12 protein-coding genes are annotated in these 15,535 nt (G+C 41.1%); 1 reads left to right on the forward strand and 11 read right to left on the reverse strand.

Features of this window, described 5'->3' with window-relative positions; genetic code table 11:
- The first annotated feature begins 31 nt into the window (after nucleotides 1-31).
- The gene (gene mntP, locus Xbud_RS03090) at nucleotides 32-619 is read left to right on the forward strand and encodes a manganese efflux pump MntP (protein WP_145956609.1); all 588 of its coding nucleotides are present in this window, start codon (nucleotides 32-34) and stop codon (nucleotides 617-619) included.
- An 830-nt stretch (nucleotides 620-1,449) separates the two neighbouring features.
- On the opposite strand, the gene Xbud_RS03095 is transcribed toward mntP, so the two are convergent.
- The 11 genes from Xbud_RS03095 to guaB form a co-directional block, all read right to left on the reverse strand.
- Nucleotides 1,450-2,187 carry a class I SAM-dependent DNA methyltransferase gene (locus Xbud_RS03095; protein ID WP_099134695.1) on the reverse strand — a complete coding sequence of 246 codons (738 nt, stop codon included), beginning with the start codon at nucleotides 2,185-2,187 and terminating at the stop codon, nucleotides 1,450-1,452.
- A 568-nt stretch (nucleotides 2,188-2,755) separates the two neighbouring features.
- Nucleotides 2,756-3,450, reverse strand: a protein-coding gene (locus Xbud_RS03100; protein ID WP_099134696.1) for an IS1 family transposase whose coding sequence is annotated in 2 segments (ribosomal slippage) — nucleotides 2,756-3,195 and nucleotides 3,195-3,450 — 696 coding nt in all. Because the reading frame shifts where the segments join, the coding sequence is not laid out codon by codon here.
- A gap of 98 nt (nucleotides 3,451-3,548) precedes the next feature.
- Nucleotides 3,549-4,364, reverse strand: a complete 816-nt coding sequence (gene rlmA, locus Xbud_RS03105; protein ID WP_099134697.1) for a 23S rRNA (guanine(745)-N(1))-methyltransferase — start codon at nucleotides 4,362-4,364, stop codon at nucleotides 3,549-3,551.
- Between the two features lie 237 nt (nucleotides 4,365-4,601).
- Nucleotides 4,602-5,930 carry an MFS transporter gene (uhpC, locus tag Xbud_RS03110; RefSeq protein WP_099134698.1) on the reverse strand — a complete coding sequence of 443 codons (1,329 nt, stop codon included), beginning with the start codon at nucleotides 5,928-5,930 and terminating at the stop codon, nucleotides 4,602-4,604.
- Between the two features lie 9 nt (nucleotides 5,931-5,939).
- Entirely contained in the window at nucleotides 5,940-7,463 is a 1,524-nt protein-coding gene (gene uhpB / locus Xbud_RS03115) for a signal transduction histidine-protein kinase/phosphatase UhpB (protein ID WP_099134699.1), read from the reverse strand.
- Nucleotides 7,463-8,071, reverse strand: coding sequence for a response regulator transcription factor UhpA (gene uhpA, locus Xbud_RS03120; RefSeq protein ID WP_099134700.1), 609 nt, complete (start codon nucleotides 8,069-8,071; stop codon nucleotides 7,463-7,465). Before uhpA ends, uhpB begins: the two co-directional genes overlap by 1 nt.
- Nucleotides 8,072-8,210: 139 nt before the next feature.
- Nucleotides 8,211-9,587, reverse strand: coding sequence for a hexose-6-phosphate:phosphate antiporter (uhpT, locus tag Xbud_RS03125; protein WP_099134701.1), 1,377 nt, complete (start codon nucleotides 9,585-9,587; stop codon nucleotides 8,211-8,213).
- A 275-nt stretch (nucleotides 9,588-9,862) separates the two neighbouring features.
- Nucleotides 9,863-11,026 (reverse strand): AAA family ATPase, encoded by a 1,164-nt coding sequence (locus Xbud_RS03130; RefSeq protein ID WP_099134702.1) that lies wholly within the window; start codon nucleotides 11,024-11,026, stop codon nucleotides 9,863-9,865.
- A gap of 144 nt (nucleotides 11,027-11,170) precedes the next feature.
- Nucleotides 11,171-11,926, reverse strand: coding sequence for an OB-fold protein (locus Xbud_RS03135; RefSeq protein ID WP_099134703.1), 756 nt, complete (start codon nucleotides 11,924-11,926; stop codon nucleotides 11,171-11,173).
- A 346-nt stretch (nucleotides 11,927-12,272) separates the two neighbouring features.
- Nucleotides 12,273-13,850, reverse strand: coding sequence for a glutamine-hydrolyzing GMP synthase (guaA, locus tag Xbud_RS03140; protein ID WP_099134704.1), 1,578 nt, complete (start codon nucleotides 13,848-13,850; stop codon nucleotides 12,273-12,275).
- Nucleotides 13,851-13,932: 82 nt separating this feature from the next.
- Nucleotides 13,933-15,399 (reverse strand): IMP dehydrogenase, encoded by a 1,467-nt coding sequence (guaB, locus tag Xbud_RS03145; protein WP_099134705.1) that lies wholly within the window; start codon nucleotides 15,397-15,399, stop codon nucleotides 13,933-13,935.
- Nucleotides 15,400-15,535: the final 136 nt, after the last annotated feature.

Here is a 15,535-nt window from a genome sequence, read left to right on the forward strand (position 1 = left end):
TATGTGGAATCACCCAGCCAAGGTTATTTTAATGAATCTCTATACAACTCTTATTCTCGCATTAGCTCTATCCATGGATGCCTTCGCTGCTGCCGTAAGTAAAGGAGCAGCTCTGCGTCGCCCACATCTACGTGAAGCAATCCGTACTGGTCTTATTTTTGGTCTGGTTGAAGCCTGTACTCCTTTAATTGGCTGGTCTTTGGGGCTTTATACCAGCCAATATATTATGGAATGGGATCATTGGGTGGCATTCTCATTATTGTTTATCCTTGGTTGTCGGATGATTATCGAAAGTTTCAAACGTGAGCCGGAAACCACGGTTAAATCTACTCTCCCCCGTCGTTATAGTTCATTAACATTAATATTTACTGCCATTGCAACCAGTCTGGATGCAATGGCAATTGGTGTTGGTCTCGCCTTCTTACAGGTAAATATATTACATACTGCAATGGTCATCGGAATGATGACAATGATTATGGCTACTCTGGGAATGCTGATTGGACGCTATATCGGGCCATTATTAGGTAAACGTGCAGAGCTTATAGGTGGATTAGTATTAATTGCGATTGGTTTTAATATATTATTTGAGCATCTAAAATTATTTATGTATGCCTCTTGATTCCTCCCTGCATCATTCCCCACTGGCAAGTGCAAGTCTGCACTGCAGATAAATGCTACGGACGTCGTTGACATCGACGTTCGCTTCTATATTACAGATGTAATCAAGTGACAGAGACTTTCTGTCATATCCGTTTACACAGTGCCCAAATACCTTCCACAGATTACTTCGCTATCGGGTTGCAATACTTAGTCATTATATATCTCTAACACTCACATTCATTGAATATAATATTTCACTTTGACTCATCATATTATAATTTCGATCCAAAGTAGCCAAACTAATTATTCCCAAGAGCATAATTTATTACTAAGAAATATTTTCATTATCAGAAATCGCCTTTACATAATACAAAATAGCTCAGGAGTTATTATGCATAAATCAGAATCAGCGACAGAAGTAACCAACATAACCACCAGTGATAATCCTTGGGATAATGTCGATCATGTTACATCGATTGTCATTGGTGCGGGTACAAGTGCTTTGTTGTAACGGGTAGTTATGTTAAAGGAGATGCGTGGGCTCGAGGTATATCGGTTGAAATTAGATCAAAAGAAGAGTTTTTAATTGTTGTTCACGACTCGGCTGGACATTGGTCATATGCACAGGTGCAATATATAGCTATCGGATATTAGTCCTACAGAGATGCATTCCATCCGCTCGAATTGAGATAGCATTATATTGATTCGGGTTCGTAGCCTATGAGTGTGTGAAATTGATGAGAAAGATTAGATTATCAGTGCGTTGCAAGGCACTGGCAGGTAAATGGTGGGCTGAGGGAGATGGTAGGGGCTTAAGGATAATCCCCCGGATCACGGGGGATTATTTTGTTAAAACTGACAAACAAGAGCTGTATCAAGGCAATTTCGTTGATAATCATCCCAAAAACCCGGAGGATAATTCTCAATATCGCTTTTTAACAGCATTGGTTTTTGCCATATAAATTGTTTGAACCCTGCCTTTTGGATCGCTGCTTGATATTGTTCACGGCTCCAACAATACACAGTACAAGGGCTGGGTGGTGTGGTAAGAAATTCAGCTCTCAGCAGAGTTGTGTCTTTCACGGGCTCTTCACTCAGAATTTTTATACAATAATTTTCATAATTCCCTTTTTCTAATCGATAATCAGGTTCAACGGTATAAGCAATCAATTTACCGGAAGGCTTGAGGTGAGCGGCAATAACACGGAACATAGTTTCAAGATCTTCAATAGATTCTGCATGGCAGAATAGCCAGGCTGCGTTGACTATATCAAATTTGCCAAATGACTCCATCTTGCAGACATCACTTACGTGAAATTCGATATCGTCACCGTATTGTTGTGATTTGCTTTTCGCAATGGCTATCATGTTATCTGATATATCGACTCCAATGACTTTTGAAGCGCCACGATTCCTGTATTCTCGACTAAAGAGACCATATCCACAGGCTAAATCTAACACGGATTTCCCTTGTATATCCCCCGCCAGATTGAAGATGGTTCTGATTTCTACTTTGATATGGGCGGCAGTATCTGAAAAGCTCTCGTAAAGATGTGCAATAGGGTCATATAAAGTGTCATCTTTCATGTTTTTTATCCTTAGCTAAAGGCCAAAGTATTTTATTTATTGAAGAGGTATATTATTTAGTATGAATTTAATAATTACTGAAAGTCTTTCTCTTTTATATATTAATATGTCAATGATGAATTAGATATTATTTTTTATGTTGGTTAATTTTCGGATAAATATGAAGAAGTCAATAAATATAAAACGCCTATGATATGTTTTGTGGAAACTATCATTCCTGTAATGATTAAGTAAAATGCTTCTTTTAATAAGCTGGTAAATGCAGACCCTGAATATGAATGCCAGAATGTTTACAAAACTGATTGAGCATATGTGTTTTTCTTTTGGAAATCGTGACACTTGCATAATGTCCAGAGCAGGCCCACTAGGGTGAAGAGTGACGCCAAAACAAAGAGAGAAGTGTAATTCACTTTAGTGACTATTATCCCACCTGGTATTGAACAGATGATAGCAATACTTATAGGCACTGTTGCAAATAGCCGATGGTAGTAAAATAGGCTCCCATTTTTCCGAAGGAGCGGCGTATGAATCCTTTTCATGGTCATGTATTAAATAGTTAGATTGAATATCAAAAATAGTACTCACGCTCAATAAAAGTCCCTATCACCTTATCGTGCATTTCTTCGGATTTTGAATAACTGATAGTTTTTCTATTCAGTCTTTTTACTCGAGTACGCTGAGTTAAATTCGTTCTCTCTATACGCTGAGTAAACGTCTTTCCAGTCAGGTGATCTTCCTCGGGAAGGTTATCATAAACAACATAATCATCTGTGCAGTAAAACCGAATATTAAAGGGCGATAAGAGAGCAAGTAGCTTGTCTAATGTTTTTCTACTGCGATCGCCAAAAACATGGGCCACTATCCGTTTTAGGCGGGGCTTCCAAGCATACCAAAGCCAGCGTTGATTTTTCTTGTTCCCCACAAATGACCATTGCTCGTCTATTTCACCGATAAGCTGAATGTTATTTCCATCAAGGGGCAGCGTCGTTACGTTTCGGGGCGTGAGGTTTTTAACGTTTTCATGACGGTGGCTGTTGCGACTTTCAGGATTCGAGCGGTGTCACGAATTCCCCCGTTATTCATCGCTATGTCGACAATCTGCTCTTTAACGCCGGGTTTGCAGGCTTGATAAGTGTATTCCAACTGAAAAACCTTACAGCAGGTATAGCAACGATAACGAGGATGTCCGCCATTCCCTTTTCCATGTCCTTTGACCTGTTCTGATTTGTGACAATAACGGCAATAGACGTCAACTTTGACCATGCTTTACCCTTAAAAGGCGGGAAGCATATCACAACAACTAACTATTTAATACATGACCATATATCAATCAAAAAAACGAACTGTTGAAGGAAAATAAATTAAATATGACGATAAACTTTCAGTGTAAAATCAACTTCACACTTAAATGATTGCTTAGCCATCAAATTGCATTTGACCTCTTCAGAAGCCCGCCAGGCAAACGGCGTCATCTGTAATAAATGATAGGATTGCTCCCCATCCAATCGCATTTCATACGCCAGAGTTTCCGCCGAAACTAACTCGAAACCTTCCAGTTGTTCAGTATTCTCAGGATGCAGATGAACTTCCTGATAGATTAATTCTTTCAATTGATATAAATGACGCGGGCCAGGTGTAACAGTCAGGACAATTCCTTCTGATTTTACTACTCTGGATAATTCCGCCGCTTTGCAAGGAGCATAAATTCGCAAAATCCCATCAAGGGAGCTATCCGCAAACGGTAATTGATGGCTGGATGCCACACAAAAGCTGACATCCGGGTAACGTTTAGCACCATAACGAACGGCGATTTTCGCCACATCCAAGCCATACACAGTAATATGCCATTTAAGGTTCAACGCCTTTTGTACCGATGCAGTGTAATAACCTTCTCCGCAACCAATATCCAGCAATGCCTCAGCTCGTTCAGGTAAAAAACGATCAAATAATTCAATGACTTTTTGTTGTAGTGTCTGATAATAACCTGCTTGTAAAAACGCCCTTCTCGCCTGCATCATCTCAACACTATCACCCGGTTCTTTTGAACGTTTATGCTGAACTGGTAGCAAGTTAACATAACCTTCTTTTGCACAATCAAACTGATGATTCTTTTCACAGCGCCATTGGTGATGAGAAAACAACAGTGGCAAATGACATAACGGGCATTGATAAGACATAACATTCCGATGGGATAAAAGACAGAACAAGAACCTACTATACCATGTTTCGTTTAGCATGTTTTTTAAAACCGGGGTGATATCGGATTGACTGCTAAGATTTCATTAGCTGAAGGAATGAAGGTAATTAAAACAGAGAGAAAAGAATATGTATCGGGTAAATACGATTGTGAAATATGGGAATTAACCAAGGAAGATTGGTGTAACCGACAAGAGATCACACCTCAGTGAGAGCAGTTAACTCTGCTCCCTTTGCTGAGGAAATTGGGCTTGCAAAAAAGGCAGTAATAATAAGCCAATCATGACAGCACAAACAGAAATAGTAATAAATAAGCCTGTCCAATGGTAATTTTCTAAAATAATCGCAAAAGGATAGCCACCAAGTGCTGCACCAGTATAAGCAAAAAGGCCAACAAATCCTGTTGCTGTACCGGCAGAATTTTTATGCGAACACTCTGCTGCTGCCATACCAATCAATAATTGTGGACCAAAAACAAAAAAACCAATGGCAAAAAAACCGAACGATTGGAACACTAAATCGGTCACGGGCATCAACCATAAAGCTGCCACTGATAAAAAAATCCCTATTGAAAACATTAAATTAATAGGACTACGATTGCCGCCGAACAACTTATCGGAACCCCAACCAGCAACCAATGAACCCATAAATCCTCCAACCTCAAAAAGTGACACGACAAAATTTGCACTCACTAAATCATAATGATGATATTCAGTCAGATAAAGATTTCCCCAATCGTTGATAACCGTGCGAACGATGTAAACCAACACATAGCTACAGGAAAGTAACCAAATGTATTTATTGCGGAAAACGTAGGTCCTCAATATTTCTCTGGTACTTAACCCTTTCCCCTGATTCTCATGCTTTTTTTCCAAAAAATCATTACGATACTGACCAATAGTCGGCAATCCCATTGAAGTCGGTTTATCACGTAATCGCCAGCACAGTAATATTCCACCCAAGATCCCCAGACAACCCGGCACAATAAACCCTTCCCGCCAACTAAAATTCCAGGTCAAATAACCAACAAAAAGTGCAACTAATGCGCTTCCAACATGATGCGAAGTATTCCATAGTGCCCACCAAAACCCGCGTTCTGAACGTGAATACCAAGTAGTGAGTAATTTAACACATGAGGGAGAAGCCCATCCCTGAAACCAGGCATTCAATATCCATAGACAGGTAAACATAACTATGGAGCTAGACAGACCGAAAAAAATATTAATAATTCCTGTCGCAATAAGTCCAATTCCCATAAAGTAACGCGTATTAGAACAATCAGAGAGAATACCAGAAATAAACTTAGAACAGCCGTAGGTAATATAAAACAACGTGCCAATCAAGCCGATCTCACCTTTATCAAGACCCAAATCACTAATCATGGCAGGCATGGCATAATTGAAACTTTTGCGGGTGAAGTAAAACAGTGCATAACCCACATACAGGCTCAACATAATATGAAAACGCCAGTAACAATATTGTTCCCGGATTTCTACAGCAGACAAATTATTTGGATTTATTGGCTTAGGTTGAGAAAAAACTATCATGACCATTTCTTAAAGTTTGGGCAAAATGATCGATAAATCCGTACCAGTGCGAGTCGAATCATCCTGCTGTTTTTCGCTATGAATTGAGAAATTACCACCGAGTGCCTGTACACGTTCACGCATACCGCGTAAGCCAAATCCCTTCGTATGATCTTCTATTTTACAGCCAATACCATTGTCTTTGATCAATAAACGGATCATTTCTTTAATGGAGAAATGCAATTTAATACTGTCGGCTTGGGAATACTTTAGCGCATTATTCAATGCTTCCTGACAAAGACGATATAACGTAGCTTTCGTCGCATCACTTAATTGTTCTATAACGGTATCGGAATCAACCTCCCATTGAATTTCGACTGATATTCCCAGAGCTTCAAATTCCATATCCCGTAACAATTGTTCAATAGCTTCTTTCAGTCCTAAATCATCAAGTATCTTAGGACGTAAGCGGCTCAATAACATTTTAGTGGTATCATAAATATTAAGGGATAATAATTCGATGGTCTTGGCACAATTAACAATAGTTGAAGTTACCTCAACACGTTGAATAATATTTGCTTGTGTGCGAATAGCTGTAATATTTTGACCTATTTCATCATGCAGCTCTCTGGCAATCTCTCGTCTCACCGATTCCTCTGCTTTCACCAATTGGCGTGACAAACTGTGATTACGATGCAACTCTCTCTTTAACTGTGTATTGAGATCACGCTGACGCTGAACCGCCATACCAAGCAGTATTCCTGTCAAAGTTTGCGCCAAAAGTGATAACAGCAAATCGGTAATTTCCATATTGGAAACATCACCACGGGCGGCAATTAACGCAACACTGTTAAGTAAAGTACCGAGCAAAGCCCCCTGCCAACCATACCGAAAGGCCAGCAAAATAATCGGAATTGCGAGACAAAACGGCGCAAAGTAATGTAACTCACTGGGTATCCAGATTTGAAGAAAGATGTTCAATATAAATAGCAGACTATAAAAAACTATCTGATTCCAATGAAAACGAATTGGATAAGCAAGGATATTGGCAGTCAACGGTAACCAGACATTCTGGAATAAATAGTGCCAGACTAGGTAACACAAAGGAACCAACATGACACCTCCAGTTAAGCTCACCAGAAGTGCGATAGTTAAAGCCGGATTATGGCTAATAACGGACATAACATTAATGATTGAAGTCACTACAATCACAAGTGCCATAACAGCCAATCGTTGCCATTGATTACCCCGGTAATAACGGCCGGCAATCCAAACAATAGGAAGGCTCACTACGCTGGCAGTTAACACGGTAAGCCAGTGAGGCTGCCCAATTAACAGAGCCAAACCAATAGTAAGTAGCCATTCTGTACCATATAATGCCGGTAAATACCGTTTGGGAATATGCAAAGCGATGCCAAGACGCAGAGCAAATGGAAAAAATAAAATAGCCAGCTCTAAATCATGAACAAAATAGTAGGCTATCACCCACAAACAGAACCACCAGCAAGAAAACAATAACCCGCCGCAAAACGAATTGATCAGGTATCGATACATTAGAGATCATTAGAAGCAAAATAATTCGCTAAACCCACGTTATTTGTCACACCCAATTTACTCATCGCATTCGCCCGATGAACATGGATCGTTTTATGACTCAAGCCTAACTCAATCGCCACCTCTTTAACGTCCATCCCTCTGGCAAGCATTTCAGCTACTTGCCTTTCCCTCTTAGTTAAATGTTGCCGCGAAGCGGGATTGTTTTTTGATGAGGTCAATTTAAGCACAATATCCGGTGTGAAATAGCAACCATTATTCGCAATGGTACGTACAGCCTGTACCAATTCATCCGGGCTACAACGTTTACTGAGATAACTACGAGCTCCCGCCTTTAACGCACTTTCCACCATTGTGACTGAATCGTGGACACTCAGCATTATGCAGCCAATACCGGAAGGAACATCTCGCAATAATGAAAGCCCACTTTCCTCTGCCATTGAGATATCAAGAATACAGACCATTGCTCCCGATCCAGGAAGCCCATGCCTTGCTTCGGCACATGAACTGAATTCACCAACAACCTTGATATCAGGTTCTAAACTCAATAACTGGGCAAAACCAGAACGTACCACTACATGGTCATCGACTAATGCTACTTTAATCATCGTTATTTATTATCAGATCAGAAAAACCACATAAATTACTCTCATTAATATAGCTGTGCAATAAACTGGGAACGGATACGGTTCGCCCAAAGACGCTACTGTGGATGAAACAGTAGCGTCAGAACATCTTCTATAGAATTTACTGTAATTTTCTGCTACTTCGGATTTTTCGCTCTTCAGCTATGGCAACAAAAACAAGTAAACCGATACAAATAAATGCAGAAATATCAAGTGCGGCAAAAGTGCCTTTCCATCCCGTTAAACCAAAAATAGGCACACCATCAGCAATCATCCCCAGGCCCAATTTAGCAAAGCTGTCACCGATTAAATATGCAAAAGTACCTTTAACACCATCTGCAACACTGATTGCCTTTTTCGGTACAAAACCAACGGCTGCCACACCAATCAACAATTGTGGGCCAAATACCAAAAAACCAAGTACAAACAGGGAGCCTAAATACATAAATTCACTGGTTGCATGTTGATAGAATTCAAGACTGACAATGATTAAGCCTAATGAGATACATGCGACCAGAGCACGACGACCATTTGCTAAATCTGATAAATAACCCCACATTAGCGTTCCCACTAACGCGCCGACTTCAAACATGGTAAAACCAGAAATCGCAATCTCTTTTGAGTGCCCTAACTCCTGATATGCATATACCGTTGACCATTGGTCAATACCAATCCGCACGATATAAAGAAAAATATTGGCAAAGCAGAGAAGCCAAATCACCTGGTTTTTCAGGACATATTCAACAAAGATCTCACGCTTGGTCATTTTGTTTTCTTCTGCCGCAATATCTTCTTCGCTGACCTTCTCACCAAACAATTCTTCAACTTTACCCAAACCGTAACTTTCCGGTGAGTCGCTACCGTAACGTAAGCCAATAAAACCGATGATCAACGCAATGATAGAAGGGAAAATAAACATCCCTATCACGTGACCGTCAAACAAATAGTTAGCCCCAAACAATGCAACCCCCGCAGCGCCTGCACCACCAACATTATGTGACATATTCCACAGCCCAAGATAAGTTCCGCGCTTACTGCGGGGTGTCCATTTGGTAATGGTGGAATAGCTTGCCGGACCTCCTATACTCTGAAAAAAACCACTCAAAGCATAGAATGCTACCATCAAGAAAACACTGATGCCTGAACTGCCCATACTCATACTGAAACCAAGCATAGCAAGACCAGACAAGATCAACATAAATGGCAAGAATTGCTTGGTATTCTTTCCATCAGCATAGTAAGCGACTAAGGTTTTACCAACACCATATGTAATAGAAAAACCCAACCCTATCAGACCAAGCTGTGTCATCGACAAACCATAAGTGGAAACCATATCATTCTGGGCAATATTAAAGTTCTTTCGCACCAGGTACATAGCCATATAACCAATAAAAACCACCAAATACGACTGTATAAAGGGCTTAAACCACATTTTGCGGCGTACTTCGATTGGTAAATCCAACGTCGGTTGACGGACTTGTTCAAGAATTTTAAGCATGTGAAATCCTCAGATAACCACGATAAAAAGAGCCTTTTTAATGCAAGTAGAAATTCAAAAAGGTGGATCGCTGAAACGCGAAATTCTTCGTAGGAATTGTTATTACCGACAGTGTAGGGAAGTGATAAAAAGTTGGATTGAGCTATAGTCTTGGTTGAACTAGGAATATTTCCTAGTTTTAGGTTTTTCTACTGTAAAGCGTGAAAAAAGTCACAATCTCTGCCAGGTAAGGAGTGATGGTAAATACTGAAAAGTGCGGTCCAGAAAACAAGTTATTAATTCTTATCTGACCAACGCCATAAAGGTTCTTCCAGAATATTTATATCAGTAACATGGGTTTCACCAAGTTGCTTTTTGAGTTGAATAGATTGACAGTGTGAAGATTGCTTTAGTGCTGCAATCAAAACTGGTGAATGTGAAATAACCCATACCTGTGTTTGACTGGATGCCTTTATAATCAATTTAGCTAATGAAGGCAAAAGTTCTGGATGGAGACTGGTTTCTGGTTCGTTCAATACCATCATTGACGGTGGACGTGGAGTCAGTAATGCCGCGATCCACAATAAATAACGCAATGTTCCGTCTGACAATTCCGCACCAGAAAGAGGACGCATTAAACCATGTTGCTGAAACTGTATAGTAAACAGTCCTTCTGTGGAACGAGAAATTGCTACCGAAGCGCCTGGGAAAGCATCATCAACGGACTCATCCAGTAATTGTGTGTCACCAATTTCACGAATTGTTTGCAACGCAGCAGCCAGATCACGTCCATCATGATGCAATACAGGAGTTCGTGTTCCAACCTGTGCTTTACGAGCCGGAGCATCGCTATCAGTACGGAAATGATCATAGAAACGCCAACCACGAATAAATTCGCGCATGTGAAAAACTTCCGGGGCAGTTAAAGGATCAGCCAGTTGATCAAACATACTGGTAAAATTGTTAATGTGTTCTGAAGCGATTTGCCATCTTCGCCCTTCCCGAACCCGGATGATCGAACCTTTGCGCTCGACCAGTAAACCAGCCGGGTGATAGCATTCTCCACCCCAAATGCCCTCTTGTTTAATTTCAGGATCTAACGCAAAAGCAGACTGTGACGGTTCAGGCAAACCGAGGGAAATAGAATAACCAAATAAATCTGTCGCAAACCCGAGGCGTAATCGCTTTACCTCTTTTCTCACTCCTCCCTGCATTGCTCCTCCCGCACGTGCTATTCTCGAAAAAATTTCCGGCCCTGCCCAAAATGCAGAATCCAGCCCACCTTCAAGTGCCAGAGAATTAACAACACCGCCTTGTGCTGTCTCAGATAGTAAGCGCAGCGCACGGTATAAATTAGATTTACCGCTACCGTTTGCTCCTGTAATCACATTAAGGGGACCAAGTGCGATGCGAAGATCGCGAATAGAACGATAATTATTGATAGCTAGTGTTGAAATCATAGTGTTCCAAATGCAAATTATTGGGGGAAATTCACCATATCAGATTTCAACCGCTGTGTATGAGAGCCAGTCAATATAAGTTTACGATAATCAGTTGAAGGCATAATATCCATAATGATCCTGATCGCTCTAATCGAGGTTCGTTTATTTTTGATTATCCAACATTTTTCTATACTGTTCTATTTGATCTTTGTTTTCTGCTGCAAACTTTTTCCACTTTGGATTATTTGCTTGTTGCAAGCAATATATATCAATTTTCTTACAAATAGAGAAGTTGTTAGTTGATAAACTAACTAATTTTGTTAACGCTACTATAGCAACACCTTTTTTATTAGATTCATCCCTATCACCATTAATTGCCTTATTAATTTGGAATACCAGAGATTGGGTTACTTGCTCTTTCGCGCTGCGTTCTGGTATACAATCCTCTACAACAGGCTCACCAACGACCGTCCCAACCACTTCACATGCTAGGGTGATCTTTTGCCCTTTGTGTAATTCAAGGGCATAATCTTGAAAGTTATTACCTAATGCTGCGTGCACAGTATCTAAGAAACTGCCAGCACTTAATGCAATAAATGACTTACCATCAGAAGGATAATTATTTATACTTTTAATCTTTCCAGAAATAATGACTTTTTTATATTTTAATTCTCTGTTTGCTCTTACTTCATTCTCATAATATTTTTTGTATAAGTCTCTTACAGTTATGTATTTATATTCATAATTACCGGATACCTTACCGCCAGAAAATAACTTATTGACATCATTATCAACCAAAGATTTCGCAAACTTCGCTTCATTCTCAGTAAAAGGAATAATTTTACTGCTTGCCAAAGCCATTTGCCAAAATAACAAAGAGGCAATAACAATACCTGTTAACATCACTTTTTTATTCATAATCAACGACCTAATGTGAATATGATAAAGTCCATTTTTTGGGTGGGATTTAATTCACATTACATTGAATGATAGTCGCTGTAAAATATAATATTTAATTATTATTATCACTATATACGTTATTGTTAACTAACAAAGCACATAGAAAAAATGCATGAATCAATAATGAGGTCTTTTTTAACGTCTCACATAGCCTCTGACTATAACGATATTTTGCTACCCTGCTATAAAGCATTTTACGATACCGACAAAAATAACATGCTGGTATGGTGTGATTTGGTGAGACATGGAGATGAAAAGACCCTGAAATCAGGGTCTTAATTAGAGAATCATGGTGGTTTGGTGATTATTCCCACTCGATTGTTGCTGGTGGTTTACCGCTGATATCATAAACAACTCGCGATATGCCATTGACCTCATTAATGATACGGTTTGATACGCGACCCAGGAAATCATATGGTAGATGTGCCCAATGCGCGGTCATAAAGTCAATGGTTTCTACTGCACGCAGAGATACAACCCAGTCATATTTACGGCCATCTCCCATTACGCCAACAGAACGAACTGGCAGGAATACGGTGAATGCCTGACTGACTTTATTATACAGGTCCGCCTTATGCAGTTCTTCAATAAAGATAGCATCAGCACGACGCAGCAAGTCACAGTATTCTTTTTTTACTTCACCCAATACGCGAACACCAAGACCTGGCCCTGGGAATGGGTGGCGATACAGCATGTCATATGGCAGGCCCAGTTCCAAGCCAATGCGACGAACTTCGTCTTTAAATAGCTCTTTCAGTGGCTCAACCAGACCCAGTGTCATATCTTCCGGCAAACCACCTACATTGTGGTGAGATTTGATCACATGCGCGTTACCCGTCGCAGAAGCCGCAGATTCAATAACGTCTGGATAAATCGTGCCTTGTGCCAGCCACTTGACCTGAGTTTGTTTTGCAGCTTCTTCGTCAAATACATCAATAAACACGTGACCAATAGTTTTACGTTTAGCTTCAGGATCATCAATGCCCGCCAGCGCAGAAAGGAAGCGATCTTCCGCTTTAACATGGACAATGTTCAGGTCAAATTTACCCGCAAACATTTCCATAACCTGATCTGCTTCATTCAGACGCAGCAGTCCGTTGTCTACAAATACACAAGTCAGACGCTTACCAATTGCGCGGTTCAGCAACAGTGCAGTTACAGAAGAATCAACACCACCAGACAGCGCCAGAATAACGTGATCATCGCCAATCTGTGCACGCAGACGTTCTACGATATCATTAATAATGGAAGCGGGCGTCCACAGCGCTTCACATTGACAAATATCCAGCACAAAACGTTTCAGGATATTCAAACCTTGATGAGTATGAGTCACTTCCGGATGGAATTGCACACCATAAAAACGTTTTTTATCATTTGCTATGATAGCAAATGGGCAGCTATCCGTGCTGGCTACAGTTGTGAAACCTTCGGGAATAGCTGTTACTTTATCACCATGGCTCATCCACACATCCAGTACTGGCGTACCTGATTCATTCAGTGCATCCTGAATACCACGGAACAGCTCACTGTCACCGTTGATCTCAACCTGAGCATAACCGAACTCACGCTCATTAGAATCAGAAACTTCTCCACCCAGTTGCATGGACATGGTTTGCATACCATAGCAAATCCCCAATACTGGCACGCCTGCGTTGAAGACATACTCTGGTGCACGTGGACTGTCATTTTCAGTTGTGCTTTCCGGGCCACCAGAAAGGATAATACCGTCCGGGTTAAATGCGCGGATTTGTTCTTCAGTGACATTCCATGTCCAAAGTTCACAATAAACACCAAGTTCACGAATACGGCGGGCAATTAGCTGCGTATATTGCGAGCCAAAATCAAGGATCAGAATGCGATGTTGATGGATATTAGTTGTCATTCGAGGTGAATTCCCAAAACAAGTGGCAATTAAAAAAATAAAAGTCAGTGACCCGCAATTGCGGGTCACCTTAATAAATAAATTACAAACCTAAACGATAGTTCGGTGATTCTTTGATAATAGTCACGTCATGGACGTGGCTTTCCTGAATACCGGCACCACTGATGCGAACGAATTCTGCTTTAGTTCTCAGTTCACCAATCGTGGCACAACCCGTCAATCCCATGCAGGATCGCAAACCACCCATTTGCTGGTGAACGATATTCTTCAGCAGTCCTTTATAAGCAACACGGCCTTCGATACCTTCTGGCACCAATTTGTCAGCCGCATTATCGGTCTGAAAGTAACGATCAGAAGAGCCTTTGGACATCGCACCCAAAGAACCCATTCCGCGATAAGATTTGAATGAACGGCCCTGGTAAAGTTCGATTTCACCCGGAGATTCTTCTGTACCAGCCAGCATTGAACCTACCATCACACAAGATGCACCCGCAGCAATGGCTTTGGCAATGTCACCTGAGAAACGGATACCACCGTCAGCAATTACTGGAATTCCAATTCCTTCCAGTGCTTCCACTGCATCAGCGATTGCAGTAATTTGCGGAACACCAACACCAGTAACGATACGAGTAGTACAGATAGAGCCTGGGCCAATACCTACTTTAACTGCGTTCACACCTGCTTCCACCAGCGCTTTGGCACCTTCACCAGTCGCTACGTTACCACCAATAATTTGCAGATTAGGATACTTGGCACGAGTTTCGCGGATACGTTGCAAAACACCTTCTGAATGACCATGGGATGAGTCAATCAACAGCACGTCTACACCCGCAGCAACCAGTGCATCAACACGCTCTTCGTTGCCCGCACCGGCACCAACCGCAGCACCAACCCGCAGACGACCTTGTTCATCTTTACAGGCATTCGGTTTACGTTCTGCTTTCTGGAAATCTTTCACAGTAATCATGCCGAGCAAATGGAAGCTGTCATCAACAACCAACGCTTTTTCAACACGCTTTTCGTGCATTTTCTGCAATACTACTTCGCGAGCTTCACCTTCTTTTACAGTCACCAAACGCTCTTTTGGCGTCATAACTGCTGTAACAGGCAGATCCAAGTCAGTCACAAAACGGACATCACGACCAGTAATGATACCCACCAACTCATTCGCTTCTGTCACTACCGGGTAACCTGCGAAACCATTACGTTCAGTCAGTTCATTGACTGCACGTAATGTCGTTTGTGGTGTTACAGCTACAGGATTGGTTACAACACCACTTTCATGCTTTTTCACGCGACTGACTTCTTCAGCCTGACGCTCGATAGACATGTTTTTATGAATGAAGCCAATTCCCCCTTCCTGTGCAAGTGCAATAGCCAGAGCAGATTCCGTCACGGTATCCATTGCCGCAGAGAGCATAGGCACGTTCAGGCGAATAGTAGATGTTAATTGTGTGGATAGATCTGCTGTATTAGGCAGAATTGTAGAGTGGGCAGGAACCAACAAAACGTCGTCAAAAGTTAATGCTTCTTTTTTAATTCGTAACATGGGCAATATCTCACCAAACTATGTGGCAATAAGGGATAAAATATTGCCGCGGCATTATACAGGCCGTAATCGGCCGCCTCCAGCATTTTCTGAAAAAATTTCTTGATTAGTGATTATGAGTAGTTATTATCAGTCA

Source organism: Xenorhabdus budapestensis (assembly GCF_002632465.1).
Taxonomy (GTDB): Bacteria; Pseudomonadota; Gammaproteobacteria; order Enterobacterales; family Enterobacteriaceae; genus Xenorhabdus; species Xenorhabdus budapestensis.

Coding starts and splice junctions, on each gene's coding strand:
- mntP (WP_145956609.1), top strand. CDS start 32: ATGAATCTCTATACAACTCTTATTCTCGCATTAGCTCTATCCATGGAT.
- Xbud_RS03095 (WP_099134695.1), bottom strand. CDS start 2,187: ATGAAAGATGACACTTTATATGACCCTATTGCACATCTTTACGAGAGC.
- rlmA (WP_099134697.1), bottom strand. CDS start 4,364: ATGTCTTATCAATGCCCGTTATGTCATTTGCCACTGTTGTTTTCTCAT.
- uhpC (WP_099134698.1), bottom strand. CDS start 5,930: ATGATAGTTTTTTCTCAACCTAAGCCAATAAATCCAAATAATTTGTCT.
- uhpB (WP_099134699.1), bottom strand. CDS start 7,463: ATGTATCGATACCTGATCAATTCGTTTTGCGGCGGGTTATTGTTTTCT.
- uhpA (WP_099134700.1), bottom strand. CDS start 8,071: ATGATTAAAGTAGCATTAGTCGATGACCATGTAGTGGTACGTTCTGGT.
- uhpT (WP_099134701.1), bottom strand. CDS start 9,587: ATGCTTAAAATTCTTGAACAAGTCCGTCAACCGACGTTGGATTTACCA.
- Xbud_RS03130 (WP_099134702.1), bottom strand. CDS start 11,026: ATGATTTCAACACTAGCTATCAATAATTATCGTTCTATTCGCGATCTT.
- Xbud_RS03135 (WP_099134703.1), bottom strand. CDS start 11,926: ATGAATAAAAAAGTGATGTTAACAGGTATTGTTATTGCCTCTTTGTTA.
- guaA (WP_099134704.1), bottom strand. CDS start 13,850: ATGACAACTAATATCCATCAACATCGCATTCTGATCCTTGATTTTGGC.
- guaB (WP_099134705.1), bottom strand. CDS start 15,399: ATGTTACGAATTAAAAAAGAAGCATTAACTTTTGACGACGTTTTGTTG.